At 46.3% G+C, this 17,506-nt stretch carries 10 protein-coding genes; 7 read left to right on the top strand and 3 right to left on the bottom strand.

The features are described from left to right. Nucleotides 1-3: 3 nt before the first annotated feature. The 3 genes from IEY34_RS23975 (at nt 4) to IEY34_RS23965 (ending at nt 5,351) form a co-directional block, all read left to right on the top strand. Entirely contained in the window at nt 4-2,469 is a 2,466-nt protein-coding gene (locus tag IEY34_RS23975; RefSeq protein ID WP_189015969.1) for a hypothetical protein, read from the top strand. 11 nt (nt 2,470-2,480) lie between these two features. Further along, nucleotides 2,481-5,027, top strand: a complete 2,547-nt coding sequence (locus IEY34_RS23970; protein WP_189015967.1) for a glycoside hydrolase family 2 protein — start codon at nt 2,481-2,483, stop codon at nt 5,025-5,027. Between the two features lie 72 nt (nt 5,028-5,099). After that, nucleotides 5,100-5,351, top strand: a complete 252-nt coding sequence (locus tag IEY34_RS23965) for a hypothetical protein (protein WP_189015964.1) — start codon at nt 5,100-5,102, stop codon at nt 5,349-5,351. Nucleotides 5,352-5,423: 72 nt separating this feature from the next. Here the strand turns inward: IEY34_RS23965 and IEY34_RS37365 are convergent, their stop codons facing one another. The 3 genes from IEY34_RS37365 to IEY34_RS23950 form a co-directional block, all read right to left on the bottom strand. Next, nucleotides 5,424-9,428: an S-layer homology domain-containing protein gene (locus tag IEY34_RS37365; RefSeq protein WP_189015961.1), complete on the bottom strand. Its 4,005-nt coding sequence runs from the start codon at nt 9,426-9,428 to the stop codon at nt 5,424-5,426. A gap of 170 nt (nt 9,429-9,598) precedes the next feature. Continuing rightward, nucleotides 9,599-10,702, bottom strand: coding sequence for an SGNH/GDSL hydrolase family protein (locus IEY34_RS23955; RefSeq protein ID WP_189015958.1), 1,104 nt, complete (start codon nt 10,700-10,702; stop codon nt 9,599-9,601). A 27-nt stretch (nt 10,703-10,729) separates the two neighbouring features. Continuing rightward, nucleotides 10,730-12,172: an L-fucose/L-arabinose isomerase family protein gene (locus tag IEY34_RS23950; protein WP_189015955.1), complete on the bottom strand. Its 1,443-nt coding sequence runs from the start codon at nt 12,170-12,172 to the stop codon at nt 10,730-10,732. 189 nt (nt 12,173-12,361) lie between these two features. On the opposite strand from IEY34_RS23950, the gene IEY34_RS23945 reads away from it, so the two are divergent. The 4 genes from IEY34_RS23945 (at nt 12,362) to IEY34_RS23930 (ending at nt 17,503) form a co-directional block, all read left to right on the top strand. Next, nucleotides 12,362-13,015, top strand: a complete 654-nt coding sequence (locus IEY34_RS23945) for a M48 family metallopeptidase (RefSeq protein WP_189015951.1) — start codon at nt 12,362-12,364, stop codon at nt 13,013-13,015. 24 nt (nt 13,016-13,039) lie between these two features. After that, a complete protein-coding gene (locus IEY34_RS23940) occupies nt 13,040-13,873 on the top strand; it encodes a tetratricopeptide repeat protein (protein WP_189015946.1) in 834 nt (277 codons plus the stop codon). A gap of 538 nt (nt 13,874-14,411) precedes the next feature. Continuing rightward, nucleotides 14,412-15,932: a TROVE domain-containing protein gene (locus IEY34_RS23935; RefSeq protein ID WP_189015943.1), complete on the top strand. Its 1,521-nt coding sequence runs from the start codon at nt 14,412-14,414 to the stop codon at nt 15,930-15,932. Nucleotides 15,933-16,237: 305 nt separating this feature from the next. Continuing rightward, entirely contained in the window at nt 16,238-17,503 is a 1,266-nt protein-coding gene (locus tag IEY34_RS23930; protein ID WP_189015940.1) for a class I SAM-dependent methyltransferase, read from the top strand. Nucleotides 17,504-17,506: the final 3 nt, after the last annotated feature.

Here is a 17,506-nt window from a genome sequence, read left to right as displayed (position 1 = left end):
GACATGAAACAAGCACAAGCAAAGGGGAGCCGAGCGCTCCAAAGAGTAACGCTGGAAATGAGCCTGAAGCCATTCATGAGTATGGAGCAATCTGCCATTGAAGCTGTATGCGAGGAGGCTATTAAGCAGTGGCTGCCGCTGATCGGGCTAGCGGATAGCTGTTCAATGCTGCTATGGGTGGCGGACGGCAGTGAAATCTTGACCTGGGACGGCGACTTCGACAAGGAGATGGAATGGGGGCGATACATCGGTTTTGCCAACGAGGAGAAATTCAGTCATTTGAAAGGAAAAGATGATCCCAGGGTTGCGAAGCTGTACAGGGAGAATCCGTGCCGCATCACCTATGGCGATTTGCGTTTTATTATCGAGGCGTTCAAACGGATTGCAGATACCAAGTTCGGCATTCGGATGGAGGTAGGAGCCACCTTCGATGCAGGGCCTGAATTCGCCTATTCCGATTTCAAATATAAGCTGCACCCGGAAGTGAATAAAGCAGAGCTCGGCGGCAGCTCTATCGGTTTAAGGGCCGACTACAAGGTCATCTGCACGTGGTCAAAACTTCATGAAGACAAGGTCGCTTATGCGGCTTATCCAGATGGCATTCCAGAAGGTACACCTTTTGGGCAGTTTCTAGGTCGACAATGCGCAAGCTTCTTGCCTGCACTTGGTTTTGATTACATTTGGTTCTCCAATGGGTTTGGATTCTCCTTTTTCCCATGGACGTTCCTAGGAGCTAATTACGACAGTACTACGCTGCCTCTAGCGAATTATGAAGAGCTGACGAGCAAGGCGCTTTCTTTCTGGGAGCAATTCAAACAAGAGTGCCCCGATTATCGGACCGAGGTACGAGGCACTAATTTCGGCACGGGGATGGATTTAGCCAAGGATCTCTTTCCGCTGCTTGAACTCTATGATAGGAAATATATCGAATACCCGCCCCCGAACTCGCCATGGGGAGCACTCAACTTCGACTTCGGTTTGGAAGTGACGTCCTATATGTCACGAATTGCTGTGCTGCCCAAGGAGACTTATCTGTTCCGGTTCTATGCCAATGATCCTTGGTTCTGGCAGAATCCTTGGTGGGATCTATATGACAGAGAGCCGCATGACATCTATTGCCCGCTTGCCGTTGCCCGTATGAACAGCGACGGAAAGCTGGAGAATCCGGGGATTATTGAAATATTGACGGTTGATACGGAAAAAGGGGAATTGAACGAAGCTTGTGCCCAAGAGGTCATCCCGCATCTAAGAAGAGCGATTGAGGATTTCCCAGATCAACCGGGCATTCTGACATGGCTGTATCCTTTTCGTGAATATCATGAGGCTGTGGCTGAAACGACTGAGAATACCAAGGCGATCTTCTTCAACGATTGGTTTGTACGCAATGCGGTTAACCAGGGTCTGCCTTTAAATACGGTGCTTAGTACGGATGATTTTACGGCTATGACAGATGATAAGCTCCGCGAGTTGGCTGCCACCATTTTATTCACACCAACGTCTTGGCTGCATGAAAATAACATCGAACGGCTCATAGCTTATATTCATCATGGCGGAAAAGTAATGCTGTACGGCCCCGCTCTAATGCCTGAGCTGCAGGAACTGTTGAACCTTAAGCTGGCGTCGGGGCTCGCAGGTGAAATGGAAGTAACGATCACGACGTCTGGCGATTCCTTCGTCAGCACGGCTCAGCCTTCTTCCTTGATGGATCATGATGCCACCATCAGTGGAGGCTTCATTCAGGAAGTGCTGGCGGATCCAAATGATCCGCATACGCAGGTTCGCTCGGTTGCCAAGCAGGATGAGCAGGAGCGCATCTTTGCCTTAACGAGGGCCTTGCCAGCGTGGAATGGGGGGCAAGTAAGCTGGATCAGAGGCTCGCTTCCTTTTCAAACAGGCATTGTCACGGATTTGCCGATTCGGCAGGATGAGCCCTATATGGATACGTCCGTTCTTGCGCGTTACCTGCTTGAAGATTTCGGTTATTCTCTGCACCAAACTAAGCAGGAAGAGGCTACCAAGCCTGCGCTGCTATTTATTGCTAGGCATGATAATGCGTTTCTGTTCACTGGGTGCCGTCAGGATACATCGGTTTCTCTGCAAATGCGTTTCCCCGACGGAGTTCCAATTATTATTGGCCAAACGACAAGGGTTGGACCTAAGGCTGCTTCCTATTCCTTGGACCGCACCTTCCATGATGAGTGTCGTGTGTTTGTCGATCAACAGGAGGTTGGAACGGTTTCCTGTCGGGAGCTTTCACCTGATCCTACATGGAAAAGAAGCTCGGTTCGCGCCATTAGCGTAACTAATCTGCGCGATGCTGCGGTAACGATTTATCCGCCGCTTGAAGCTTTACGAGCAGGAATCGTTGAGGTGAAGCGGGGAGACACTTACCTCGATCTTACGGATGCTGCAACCAGTGATTCTATAAGGCTTACGCACATAAGTGGTGCAATCGAAATCTCATGGTAGGTGATGGACGGATGAAACTGCAACTAAATGAAGGTTGGCAGCTGACAGGGGAGCCGCTCTTTCGTCAGGCTGATGATTATAGGCAGGTTAGGAATAAACAGCAGGACTGGCTGCAAGTCGATTTACCCTGTGATGTGCATATGCCGCTAATTGAGCATGGGATAATCGCGGAGCCGCTAGTGGCCGATCAATGTTTCGCAAGCGAATGGACGGAGAAACGCTCTTGGTGGTTTAAAAAGGAATTTGACCTGACAGAAGAACAGCTAACATCCGAGCGGATGGTTCTTCACTTCGAATCTTTGGATGTAGAAGCGGACGTCTGGTTGAATGATTGCCATCTAGGTCATCATCGCAGCGCTTTTTATCCGTTTGCCTGCGATCTGAAAGGTAAGGCGCAACAAGGGGCTAATCAGCTCCTTGTGCGCGTCACCTCTGGCTTGGAACGCTATTCGGAGAATGATCTGGCCTTCATTCACGAAGCCAAAATTGTGTATGAGAACGAGCAAATCGGGCAGCGAGGCGACCATCGCCGGGGCATGCTGAGAAAGCCGCAATATGTGTTTGGTTGGGATTGGGGACCTCGAGTAGCGACCTGCGGAATTATGGGTGAGGTTCATATTACCTGTGCCAATCGCATGCAAATTCGAGATATACAGGTAACAACGACAAGCTTGGATGCTGCGGGCAATGCCGCACATGTACAGTTTCAACTGGAGTTGGAGAATCTGCATCCCTATCAGACGTTAGAAACGCAGTTGAAACTGCAACTGCTTTTCGGTACCGAGCAAGTGCAGCTTATAGAAGAAGACTGTTGTCTTCGCTCTGGGCTGAACTATGTCACACTTCAAGTGAAGGTGACTGATGCCAAGCTTTGGTGGCCCAATGGGATGGGGGAGCAGCCGCTGTATTCGGTTCGGGCAACGCTCCAGACAACAACGCATGCTGTGCATTATCCGGCCTTTTTATTTGGGATACGCACGCTATATTTAAATATGGATAAAATTCCGCAGAGCGCGGATGAACGTTCTTTTACTTTTGAAATAAACGGTGTCGCTACCTTCAGCAAGGGTGGAAATTGGATACCTGCGGACTCCATCTATGCGCGGGTCACCGATGCCAAATATGATGCTTTGCTGCGTGAAGCGAAGGAAGCCAACTTCAATATGCTGCGGGTTTGGGGCGGAGGCATCTATGAGCGAGATATCTTTTATGACAAATGTGATGAGTACGGAATTCTAATTTGGCACGATTTCATGTTCTCCTGCGCCAAATATCCAGATAACCTAAGCTGGTTTCGGCATGAAGTGGAGCAGGAGATCGATTATCAGACACGGCGGCTGCGCAATCACTGCTCGCTGGCGCTTTGGTGCGGCAACAATGAGAATCATTGGGGTTTTGAGGAGTGGTGGAATGAGACGGATGCGGCGGACTTCTATGGGGGAGCGGCATGTTACAACGACATTGCGCCCCGCCTAGTCCAGCGGAATTGTCCCGCGATTCCATATTGGAATAGCTCGCCGTACGGCGGTGAGCACCCGAATGGGAGTCAATCCGGCGACACGCACCACTGGAATGGCACCATGATGCATGCTGATATCGAGAAGCGAATTGCACCAGAGGAATATGACAAGGTGAGCGCTAAGTTTGTGTCGGAATATGGCTACATAGGTCCTAGCCGGAAGTCATCCGTTGAAATCTACCATCAGGGTCAGCCGCTGGATCGTGACGGCAAGCTTTGGCGGCTTCATACGAATATGTTTGAAAAAGATACCGTGCTTGCAGGCATAAACAAGCATTATGTAAATCCCGCACATCTTGCCATCGAGGATTACTTGCTGTACGCAGGCCTATGTCAGGGCTTGATGCTGGCTTATTCGCTTGAAGCGATGCGTGCCAAGTTATTTTGTTCCGGCGCGTTATTCTGGATGTACAATGATTGCTGGGGCGAGGTTGGCTGGTCGATTATTGACTATTACTTAACACGCAAAATTGCCTATTACTTTGTGAAGCGGGCATTAGCGCCAGTAAAGCTTATTCTACGCCAGCAGGATGGGTTGATTCAGCTTACAGCTATTAATGAAACCAGCGTCGTCATTCGTGAAACTATGGTATACGGCCTTGTCCGTTATGATGGAAGCGAGAAACAAACGCAGGAGGTAGATGTAATCTTGCCTCCATTCTCGCGGGAAGTTGTCCTGCAATGGACAGCACCTCCCTACAAGGCTGAAGAGGCTTGTCTCTTCGCTGGAGCGCTGAGTGAATCCAGCGAGTTGAAGCCTGCCGTGTTACAAAAAGAAGTAGTTCGCAATCTGCCATTACGTGATCCCCAATTGAAGGTGTCGAATGTTCAAACTCTCGAGGCGGGGTATACGCGTTTTACGGTTTCAAGCGAAGCTTTTGCGCATGCGGTGCATTTTGGTTTGGATGATGCGATTCATCTGAGTGATGAATATTTTGACTTGCTTCCAGCAGAGAAGCGGGACATAACGATACGGCATGAAGGGTTCGCCCTCCCAGCCGAAAGCATCGTGCCTCGATCGATCTTACTAAATAGTTAGGGTCTAGAATAAAAGTAGGTATGAGATGGTCGCTTTTTGTGACATTCCTGCAGATTTGATGCTCATATCGAAGTGTATGGCGAGAACAAGTCCGTCTTAATCCAGTACGACACCCCGCTACCAACGACGCTGCATATAAGCGAAACTAAGGGAGATACGTTCGATTTATCGACGGTTCGGCCAACCTACAAGGATGCTTATGTGTATGAACTTGAGTATTTCCACGAAGTCGTCTCACAGGGCAGGCCGCCCAAGACGACACCAGAGGATTATCTCCAGGATCTGATTATCTTCAAGATGATCATGGAGGCTATTCAGCGTTAATGTGGTGGTGGGGTAAATCTTCATCATGCTTGAGGGGAAATAAAAGAAGCTGCCGACGGCAGCTTCTTTTATTTATTTATTGGCCAATATAGTTAACAACCTGTTAATAACAACAGCAGCTTGTGCTCTTGACGAATCTAAACTAGGTGCGAAGTTTGTTTCATCATATCCATTAAGCAAACTCAAACTGCTTGCTATGTTGACATACGTTCTAGCCCAATCACTAATGTCTCCGTTATCGGAATACTTTTTCTCTGTTGTAATGGTAATATCAGAAAGCTTTTTATTTGTTGCATTTAAATAGGCATTGACTATCATGACTGCCATTTGCTCTCTAGTTATGTTGGCTTCAGGTGCAAATTTATGATCGCTCAGACCATTTGCGATATTAGCCTCACGAGCGGCGTAGACAAAGTCTCTATACCATGAGTCACTAGCAATGTCATCAAAAGTTATTGTTTTGCTAGGAGTTTGAAGCTTTAACGCTCTGAACAACATGGCTACGAATTGTGCCCGTGTAAGGTTGGTATCCGGCTTAAAAGACGTTTCGTCCATTCCGTCGAGAATCTTAGTAACAACTAGGTGATCGATTTCCTTCTGTGCCCAGTGGCCCTGAATGTCGAAAAATGTTTTTAACCCTGCACTTGTGCCAACCTTTTCCAAAACTGCATATTTGGAAAAATGTGGCAATGTAGTAGTGATTGTTCCGTCGTTATTAACTACGCCGCCCAAGCTGTTCCAAATTCCTGTTTGTTCATCTAACAGATACACACCCAGATTGGAAGAGTTCTTAACTTTACTTTTATCATAGACAAAGGTTGCTTCAACGGGTGTTAGAAAAGCTCCCACAGGTTCTGCCTTCTCCGTTAAGCGGAAATCAAAAACTGATGAAACAGCCTCAAATTCAGGGGTTACAGATGCAGGTTCAATAATTGCTTTGAATACTATCATATTTTCATTGCTTTTGACTTTAAGGGCGTCTGGAGGTAATGTAATTGTTCCATTATTAGTTTTAATTAAGATCGATTTCTTTCTAGTTGACGCCTTCTCAATAATATCCGCATCTAAATTCACTGTGAGGACATCTATTTTTTCCTTCGTACGAGCATCGAGCGCAACTTCTTTGGCATTTGAATTCAGTCCGATTAACAAATCAACTCTTGGAGGCGTGAAATCATAAGTCATCTTTCCTTCGGTATTTAAAGATGGAAGTGATTGGCTACTTCCGCCACCACCGCCACCGCCACCGCCACCGCCGCCGCCACCGCCACCACCGCCACCACCGCCACCACCACCGCCGCCAGTAGTAGAGCTAATTGCAGGCACGGTGACTTGGGTAAGAGCACTCTCAGCTTTGCCGATGTTTTGTTTGGTGACGTAGAGTGTGTTCCCAGGAGAACCAAAATTAACAATAGAAATAGTGACAGACTGTGCCCCTACTCCTGCAGTGGCCTGACCAAGCAACAAGCCATTAGCGTTATATACACGAATTCGGTCACCGGCCAGCAGGCCATTTACCGTTACTGTATCGTTTGATATAGCATTTTTGACGAGTGTGATCGAACCCGTAGTGGGTTTAGGTGTGATGAGTCTTTGGAAAAACTTCGTATAAATATAATTTGCCTGCCTGCCATCCGTTGTTTCGACCACAATGGCAATGCCAAGAGCAGATTCGGGTACTTGCTGTAAATTTAGTTGGAGCGAATAAGCCGTTTGTCCGGCTTCAACTGCAGCCAAGGGTGTACCGAAAGTGTTGCTATCATTAATGTAATAAACCCGGTACATAGTTCCGACTGTTTCTTTTTTAGCGGCATTCCATTGGAGTGTGCCTTTGAATTCTCCTGGAACATCTTTATCGGCTGTCAAAGTAATCTGAGCAGGCAAATAAGTTGGAGTATCCCATAAAGGAAAAACAACCGGTGTATTAAGAAGATAATCAGTATAAGTGTCTTTAACATAGGAAAAGACTCCTAATGATACAGAACCGTCAGGTACAGTGGTACTATTTATCGTGAAATCTAGAGTTCCATCCGGCAAAGTAGTCAATTTAGAAGCGCTGACGTACCCCACAATCTTTTGATTGGAATCTAGAAAATTAATCTGATACCTTGAAATGCTGCTACTATCACGAGGAGGTTTCATATAGATATGGCCGCTAATCCGGTTTTCCTGCGTGTCATCATCCCAAAGAAACGGGTATTGGGGCAACAATTGTGACTGAATAAATGAATCGATATCTGACAAATTTGAAAACCTGTATATTCCTAAATTTGTAGATAAAAACATCTCACCGTTCTGAGCGACGTAAGCGCCAGTAATTGAAAATGGTAAATCTTTAATTTTGAGAAATGTATCGCGGTCATAAATAGCTTTTTGGCCGAATACGAATGAGCCTTTGGCGTAAAGGACCTGATCAGGATATGTACCGTACACGACTCCAGTAACACCGTAGCGCTTATTGCCATAGTAAAATTGATTGTCGTCCTTTTGTAGTTTAACACTGTTATCCCAAAAATCTAAAGGGATGATCGCCGTACCTGTGAGCGTTGCTGGAGCGACTTGAAATATGCTGTTGGGAGCGCTATAAGTAACGCTGCCTGCGCCATACATGGTACTCGTGGCCAAATCATAAAAAGCTCCGCCTGATTTAAAATTCATTGGCAATGATTTATCTGCTAAAATACGGTTGGTTCCATACACCGAATCGTAAACTCTCATGTTACTTACAAAATATTGCCCCCAGTAATAGATCAAATTATTAGCTGGGTACACGGAATCGGGATTGGAACCAAGAGAATAGCGTTCGACATGAGTTGTGCTTCCTGTTTGGTATACCGAGTCAACAACGGCAATATGGGTTTCTCCTCTAAGTGCTATATACAGCTTTCCATTTTGTAGTTTAATGTCAGTAGGATTGGAGCCGATCACCTGCTTTTTCACAACAGACATATCGCTTTTACGAATGACGATCCATTCGTTGGTTGCTTTCGAAACAACATTTAGATAAGGGGAGGAATCGTCTGTCGTCCAGGCGGAAATAGGATCACTCATTTTGACATAACTTCCGTAAGAATTTGATTGCATGGCATAGGAATGAGAGAGGTCAAGCTGGAATGCTTCTATAGAATTATGACTATGCGAACTATCGTATAGATAAACGGTTCCGTTGCTATTCAACAGTCCATTAGATGCTTCATAGGGAAGGTCTGCCAGTTTTACGCCAGTTTCTTTATTAAACACAGATTGGCTTGCCATAACGTAGTTTCCGTTAACATCTAGTATTTGAGAATTGAGGTAGTAGTAATCGCCGTAACGTTTGTAGGCACCATCAATTTCGGTTAGGTCACTTGCATTTAATTTGGAACCACCAAAAAATACGTTGTTACCATCAAAGAACAATTTACGATTCGGGAAACCAAACCCGTAACCTCCGTCATAATTGCTTGAACTTATAAGGGTATTGGTTAAATAGTTGAATGCGGACAGCTTGGATCCAGAAGAGCCAGTTTCACCAACATAAAGGGTATGGGTAGACTCATCTGCTGTAAAGATAGGATCTAATTGGCTCGTATTTATTTTTACAATGACCCCACTGCTCCGGTTGTACATGTAACTATCTCGGCCAGAATTGCCAAAAAATAAGTAATCGGATGTAGCCGCGACGGATCTAGGTTGTATATTGATCGGAATAGGTGTTAACAATGTCTGTGTAGTGAGGTCGACAGGCTGTATAAGAGTCGCTCCGGACAATGCTACAAACAATGTATTCCCACTGCGTGCTATACTTACAGGCTGTGAGCCGACCACAAGTTCCTTTTGAATGGTTAGGTCTGCTGAACGAATAAAATAAAGCTTATTTGTGCCGCTGGATATGGCATACATATATCCTGTATTCCAATCAGCCAACCAGTCACTGACACCTTGCGAGAAGGTCAGGGATTTAATTGGCTGGGAGGTATCTGTAGTAGAGTCTTCCGCGTGAGCCTGTGGAATGTTACTACTTAATCCACTGAAAATTAAAGATATTATAAATAACCAAATAAGACCTTTCCTGCTGTTGTCCTGGCGAAATTGCATGATGAAGCATCCTCCAACTCTGTAATATAAATTATACTTCTTACTTCGCCTTTAAGAAGATGTTTCCTCTATTTCCATTTAATTCTTTTGTAAATTTAATTAATTCAATTGCTTATAAAAAAGCCGTCCTCAAGTAGATCTCTCTACGATGGGGACGGCACTATCCATTATTAAACAAAGGGCTGTAACAGCCGAGCCATAACAGGCTTAAGCCCCTCAGCAATATGCTTGTAGCCCAAATCGGAAGGATGAATCCCGTCCGCCGTACATTCCTGATAGTCGGTGCCCAGCAGCTCACCGCCGTCGCAGAAATGAACGTTAGCGTCGCCATCCTGGTTTAGACGTTCAACAGCGGCGCGCTGAATTTCCTTGCGTTCTTCCCGGCGCTGAACCAGACTCTCGTCGAAAGCTTCCTTCGCAAACCGAATCTGCGAAACGACGAGAATCGGAACGTCCGGATGGACAGCGCGGTAGATTCGGATAAACTCGGGCAGTGATTTGGCCAAATGCTCCGTACTTGGCGTATTGCCTTCATAATCGAGCACGAGCAAGGCGGGATCATCAATTTGGCTGCTGAGATGGGCCAGCTCAGGTTCACCTTGCGCATTGCCGGAGAAACCGAGACTCACGAACTCGAGCGGAAACATGCGGCTTAGCTGATTCGGGTACGCCATCCCTGGCCGGGAGGCGCATGCGCCGTGGGTAATGGACGTTCCGTACAGGACCACCTTTTTGTGGGAGGCGAAGCCTGGGAACTCGGTCAGCCTTGACTCGGGCGCAACGCCGATCCAAAGCTCTTTCACCCCCTGATAGAGGGGGAGGTTCAGCGTAATTTCCCGCAGGCTCGGCGAGAATGATTCGAAGAGCACGCTTTCATATTCAGCGTGCCCAAGTTCAAAGCGGGAGGTGTTCACATATTGCTGCTCACCGGCAGAACCGATGTAGCAATCTACGCCGCATTGGCCTGTGGCTGGCATTTGGTACATAGTTGCTCTATCAGCAAGAACGACCCGCACAGCGAGCTTCACAGAATGGGTCCGAAAGCGGACCTGCACGCCGGTCGGATAATTCGCAAGCCGATCGACTTCGGATCGGATAGGGTGGCTTGGGTGCAGAGGCAGTCTGCGATACACGCCGTCCTGCGCAAGCCAAGGCAGACCAGTGACCCGGAATGGGGCGGCAAGCGGCGAGTGCCACTCCCATTCATCGAGGCGCGCGGCATCTGCTTGCAGATTCGCATCTAGCTTCTGAATATCGTTTGCGGGTTTCCCCATGGCGAATTCCTCCTGGACAATGACAAGTTAAACGATCTGTAATTCAATGCCAAGCACTTGAGCAACCTTGCGAATTTTATTGTTCACATGCCCAACACCTAATGCGAAATGATGAGTAGGGCCCGCGGAGCACCATTTCTCAACAAACTCGCCAACACTGCAATTGAAGCTGCAGCGTGTATTCGTGTTTCCGGTCTGCGGGATCGGCCCTTTGATGGATTCGCCTTCCGTGGCAATCATTTTGAATTTGCCGTCAGCCGTTTGCGAAATGCTCAGCAGTGTCACAGGACCTGCCTGAATGCTGAACTCTACGCCGATCCCGGAACCGCGCTTGCCGTGAAACAGATCAAGTCCTCGAATGATCGGCTTGCCGTCACTGATTCTGATGTTATGCGGACCATCATGGCCCACCAGTACGATATCGTCCACGAAATCGCAAGGATGCAGCTCGGCGAAGGAGCCTCCGGCGTCAAGGCGATCCATGATCAGCATAGCTGCGCACGTTTTCAAATCAGCTTCTCCGGCAAGCGGAATCCCTTTGCCCGTTAGCAAGGAGTTTCCTAGCACCATATTAGCGCCAATTCGTTCATATTCATTGTTGTCCATGCCACGGTAATAGTAGGCGAGTCCCGTCAACCCGAATTCGGCAATCAGCTTATCCAGACCGACAGCGACCTTCGCCGACCAATCGAGATCCTCTTGCTTAATGGGCCTTGTAATCGGATCGATGAACGGGTCAGCAATCGTGAATATGCTTTTAATTTCTTCAAGCTTGTCTGCGGTTTCTCGGGCTGTCACGCCGTTGACCAACTTGGCCAAATCGCACATCTCCAGCATTTGTACATGGGATCCGAAAGAGGCCGTAAAGGCTGTAGGGTCCGAATTCATGTCGTACATACCCTCATAGGTATGGCCCAAATAGCCGATCCGCGCATATTTAAAGGCACGTCTCGCATTGGCCACTTGGCACCACCCTTTTAATTCCGTTAACATGCGAGCATCATCGTACAAAGTGCCTACCATCATTCCTGCAGCAGGTTTGCCTGCGCGAATCAACACCCCGCTGATCTCTGGCAGCGAGCAGATGTTATCGTTGGCGAGCTGCATGTAGGTCGTTGTTTTCAAATAATCAAGTCGTTTCAGTGGTTGCAGCGCAACAAGCACAGTTGGCACCGAGAGATTGAGGATAGCTGTTGCTGCAGAAGACGAAGTCACGTAAGTGCTCAGAAAACAAAAGAGAAAATCCACATCTTGTGCTTTGAGGTAAGCGGCTGCGGCAAAGGATTTATCGACAGTATCGACAAAGCCTGCACTGATGACCTCTACGTCTTCCTTGCGCAAATGATCCAGAAACTCATTGCCATAGCCAATTAATTCTTCCTTTAAGCCGGGAAACTGTTCCCAGTATGGCTCGTGTCCGACGTTGATAACTCCGATGCGTGACCGTGCTTTTTGGAAAGAACTACTCATAGTTTAATCATCCTTTTTTGTTGGAATACCCCTCATTTTAGTGAATGTAAGTAGTGGAAACAATGAAGGCATCAACACTTTTTTGAGTAATTCTACGATTTTATGAAAGTGTAATTTTTATCATTGGACGCGGGAGGCAAACGGAAGAGCCATCAGGCCATTATCGGGATGTTATGTTACAATAGGACTATGAAAATCACAGTTGAAAACCATACCATAGAGTTCAATGTTCAATACGGAAGCCGAAAAAAGCTGTCCATTCATATCGATTCAGCGGGCTTCATAACCGTCAAAGCGCCTAACGATACAAGCCAGGAAATCATCATGAGCGCTGTGAAACAGCATGCGGCTGTTATTTTGGAAAAGCTGAATGCCATCGCGAAAGCCAGGGATATCCCTAAGACAAGAGAGTATCAAGACAACGGGAAGTTCCTGCATCTGGGCAAATATGTTCATCTTCATGAACTGATCGAGACGGACGGGCTCTCCGAAGAAGAACTGAGGGTTAATTTGAAGAAATTCTATTTCGCAAGCTGTAAGAAGACGATCGGGGAACGGATCAAAATCTACCAAAACCAACTGAAGGTGAAACCCAAAACCGTCGAAATCGACGAGTCCATCACCAAGTGGGGAAGCTGCAGCTCAGATATGAAAATAACCTTTAATTATCGCTTGGCGATGGCCCCTGTGCAGGTTATTGATTATGTCATCATCCACGAGCTCTGCCATCTGCTGCATATGAATCATGATCGATCATTTTGGCGACGTGTAGGCAGCTTGATGCCGGATTATAAGGAAAAGGAAGCGTATCTGTCACACTATGGACAGGCCATGACGCTTTGAGTTTATAGAGGAGGAACAGCATCCATGACACCGAAAATAAAAAAGATTCTTAACGTAATCACTGTAATTTTGGTTATTATTATCGGATTTACTTTAAGCTGGATAGCAGGGGTCGCCATCATTGTATTGATACTCGGATACTTTACTTACAAGAGCCGTTCAGCGATCTATGCACATAGGGGAAACCTGGCTTACATGAGAGGGGATCGCGATCAAGCCTTGATTTTGATGGAAAAAGCCTATCGTACAGACGCCATTCTGCCAAAACATCAGATCGGTTATGGCTTTCTGTTAATGAAAGTTGGGGAACTTGGCAAGGCTGAGAATATCTTCAATGAGGTTCTTCATCAAACAGCAACCAGAGATATGATCATGCAAGCCAAGATTAATTTGGCAACGGTCTACTGGCTGCAGAACAAACGTGATGAGGCTTATGACAGCCTGCAGGCAATATCCCAGGAGGTTAAGAACACACTTGTTTATGGGAATTTTGGTTATTTCCAAATACTGCGTGGCGAGCTGGATACGGCCCTTGCGTATAATCTCGAAGCCTATGCCTATAATGACAGCGATCTGACCATTATGGACAATTTGGCACAGAACTATTATTTGCTCGACCGGCTGGACGAGGCAGATGAGATGTACACGAAACTGATGAGCAAAACACCTAAGCATGCAGAATCCTATTATTACTATGCGCTAACGCTCCAAAAACTTGGCCGCAAACAAGAAGCGATCGAGCAGATTAACAAGGCAATGGAGAAGGAACTTGCGCTCATTACCCCTTTGACCAAAGGAGATATAGATGCATTAGCAAGTGAGTTAAGAGAAGTGGAGGCTGACAAGCTTGAGGCTTGAAAAGCCTAGTTTTAGGAGCAAGGGAGATGCGTCCGCCGACGTATCTCCCTTTTCTTTTGCCTTATTGACCGGCCGTATTGGTTCCTACGCCCCTGGTAGTGTGGGAGTGAAGGTCCATGTACCGCTCCATTGTTGAAGATAGATTCTAACTGGGAGGCCAGATTAGGATGATTATGTTAACATTGGATTCCAATATTCTCCACCTCGCCATACTTTCACCATGTTCATCGTGATCCCAATGAGCGAAGATAGGTTCAGAAGGCAGGGACGTTCACGCGTTATCTAGCCAAATTATCGAGGCGCATGGAAGGGTTACTTCGACTTCTAATCGGCATGTACCTTTCCGAAACCATTTCCTCGATGATCTACAATAGATCCTTCCTGTCATTAACCAACTAGTGAGGCGCTGGGATGGGTTACTCCGCACTCAAGCGACCATGGTTTCACCCGGGCTTTATGGCAGGTTCGACTCCTGCAGCCAACTTATCCCGCTTTTTCCTCACTAGTGTCTTTACAAACAAGAAGGAGGTCGTCATGTATGAGCTTCGCTAAAAAGCTTTTTAAATCCTTGAAATCAAATATATTTAACATGGATAATTACCCGGCGTATACGCGTTCGGTTGAAGAACAATATCTGCAAACGCTCCTAACCAATACCATGCAAAATACCTTCTATGCCGATCAAAAAGTGCTGTTGCGCGATGCATCTGAACTTCATCATGAAATGGCAGCCTCCAATCCACAGTTCATGGCCAAAGCGCTCGTGTTCGCGAGGAATGAAGGGTTTATGAGACTCCAGCCTTTGTTCGGGCTCGCTGTTCTATCTGCATATCGTCCGGATTTGTTTGCCAAAGTTTTTATGCAGGTTGTGCGTATTCCTTCTGATTTATCCGATTTCTTAACAATTCTAAAGGGGCTGGGGCGTGGCGAAGGCGGCCGTGCAATTAAGAGACAAGTGAACCAATTTCTTGCAGGTGTTTCGGAGTATTGGGCAATGAAATATAACGGTCGTGGACGCAGTTATAGCTTAGGTGATGCCATTGCTACGGCCCATCCTAAGCCGATGGATCTTAGGCAGCAAGCACTTTTCCGCTATTTGCGCGGACAAGAAGCCAATCTAGCCTTGTTGCCGCAGGTCGAAGCATTAGAGTACTTGAAGAAAGCTGAAACGGAAGAAGAACAGTTGGCATGGATTGAGAAGGGGAAGCTTTCCTACGAAACGGTTACTGGGGCTATTAAGCCTTCGAAAGCGGTTTGGTGTGCCCTTCTGTACCAAATGCCAACGTTCGCCATACTGCGTCATTTGAATACGCTAGTGCGATCCGGTGTATTGGAGGATAAACAGCATCTCGATTATATAAACAGCAGACTAACGGATCAGAAAGCTTTAAGGAAGGCCAAAATCTTGCCTTTTCGCTTCGCAACCGCTTTTCAGCAAGTAGAGCATCCAGTGCTTAGGGATACCCTAAGGGAATCCGTCGACCTGACGTTCGATAACTTGCCAGAAATCGGCGAGATGACGGCTATTTTCCTGGACATATCGGGTTCCATGCAGGGCAAGTATTTGGAAATTGGTTCGGTTTTTGCCTTAGCTTTGTACAAGAAGACACAAGGGAACTCCTTGTTCTGGTTGTTCGATACGGAGGTAACGGATGCAAAGCCTTCCCGCCGGGACAGCATTCTCGGTCAAGCAGAGCGGATTCGTGCTTATGGCGGAACGGATACGGGAGCTCCGATTCGGAAGCTGATTGAGCAGCAGACAAAGGTTGACCAAATCATCATCATCACGGATGAGCAGCAGAACAGTGGAAGTGCGTTCTATGAGCAGTTGATGATCTATCGGTCCCAAATTAATCGCGACGCCAAGGCGTTCATTATCGACATTGCCCCTTATCGTCATGCGATGACGCCTGTCCATGATGAGCTAACGCACTACATCTATGGGTGGAGCGATACCGTACTTACCTATATTGCTCAAGCGGTTCGAGGCTATGGGGCGCTGAAGGAGCGGGTTGATTCGCTGGATTTGGATCAGGGTGAGGCAGGAACGAAGTTGTAAATTCTAGTTGACAACAACTGGTAAAAGGCTTTAGTATGAGCAGTATTAAATCCTAGGGAAAAGGAGTCGATGAAGATGAAATCCAATTTATTAGTTAGCTTACATCAGGAACAGAGTAACCAATTCAACCAACAAAAAAATAATGGAAGAATTCTCATCGGTTCACTGGGTTTCTGTTAACGGTATCAGGGGTAGCTTTTACAAGCTAGTTCTGGACGTTGTATGGAATAATCGGTCATGGACGCTTGAGTCCATGGCCTTTTTTTGTGCATAGGATGCCAAGAATTTGGAGGGAGATATAAGAAATGGCAATTGTTCAGGTGACATCCACTAATCCTAAGTTTTCTTTTATGATCAAGAAAAATCCACAGTCAGGCCTTATGCTCAAGTCAGTCCGCAAAGGAATGTCGTATGGCTGGTATACCAACGAGGCTACGTTTAACGTTTATTTCAAAGATGCAGATAACGAAATTTCTTATAAGCAGCATGAGAAAGATAACTTTGAATATCTCAATGTCTCCCGCTACAGCACTCCGCTTTTTCCTTTAAATGCGATCAATGAGTACTTTTCTACGCCATTGAAAGTACATAACGAGCAAGACATCGAAGGTTATGAGCATTCATTTTTCATTAACATGATTCATATTGAGCTGGTGCGCTATGTTGCGTTTTTTGAGAAGCATCTGAAGGATTTTACATTTGAACTGACGCATCAAGCTCACAAAAGCTATTCCCTTAAGATTTCGACACGCACAAGTCTTTATCAACTGCTTCATGTGGTCAGCGTGCTGTGTTTATTTCTATCCATGTTCGGGAATGAGTTTATTGATATTTCGGATAGCATTCTCGACAAATATATCAAAAGCATCAACGTTATAGATGCACCGTTCTATATTCGCAGCTTATTCGTGAGAAACTTCCTGCCATCCAAAGATCGTTTCAAGAAGTATAAAAATGAGCTAGAAAAAACAAGCCGCTACGACATCAAATTTGATTTTGGCGGAACGGGACTTCAACGGAGAAACTTTATTGCCAGAGCATTGCCTTTTAATAAAGCAATTCTGGATGTTGGTTGTGGAGAAGGGTACTATGCCATTCCTTATGCTTCGAAAATCGAAGACTGTTATTATGCCATTGATATTAACGAGGAATTGTTGGAAGTCATCAACCGCAAAGCGAAACAAAGAGAAATAGATAATATTATTGCATTTCGCTCAATTGATCATTTTCTTGAGCAGTATAACGGAGAACTGGTTGATGTAATATTAACCGAGGTTATTGAGCATATGAGCCAAGATGAGGCCAAAGAGCTTATTGAGCACATTTGTAAGCAGGTAGCTTTTGAACAATTTATTATTACAACCCCGAATGCTGACTTCAACCCTTTCTATGAACTAACGGGATTTAGGCACGATGATCATAAGTGGGAAATGAGTCAGGATGAGTTCAAGCAGTGGTTCAACCAGGTGGCTATCGGAGATGACATGGACGTGGAGTTCGTAGCCATCGGGGATGGGGTTAATCAGATTCAGACTACACAAGGCGTTATTCTTAGAAAAAAGGAGGGTTAGGAC

It is taken from the genome of Paenibacillus marchantiophytorum (genome assembly GCF_014640555.1).
Classification (GTDB): domain Bacteria; phylum Bacillota; class Bacilli; order Paenibacillales; family NBRC-103111; genus Paenibacillus_E; species Paenibacillus_E marchantiophytorum.
This window is presented reverse-complemented; position numbering and strand designations above follow the sequence as displayed.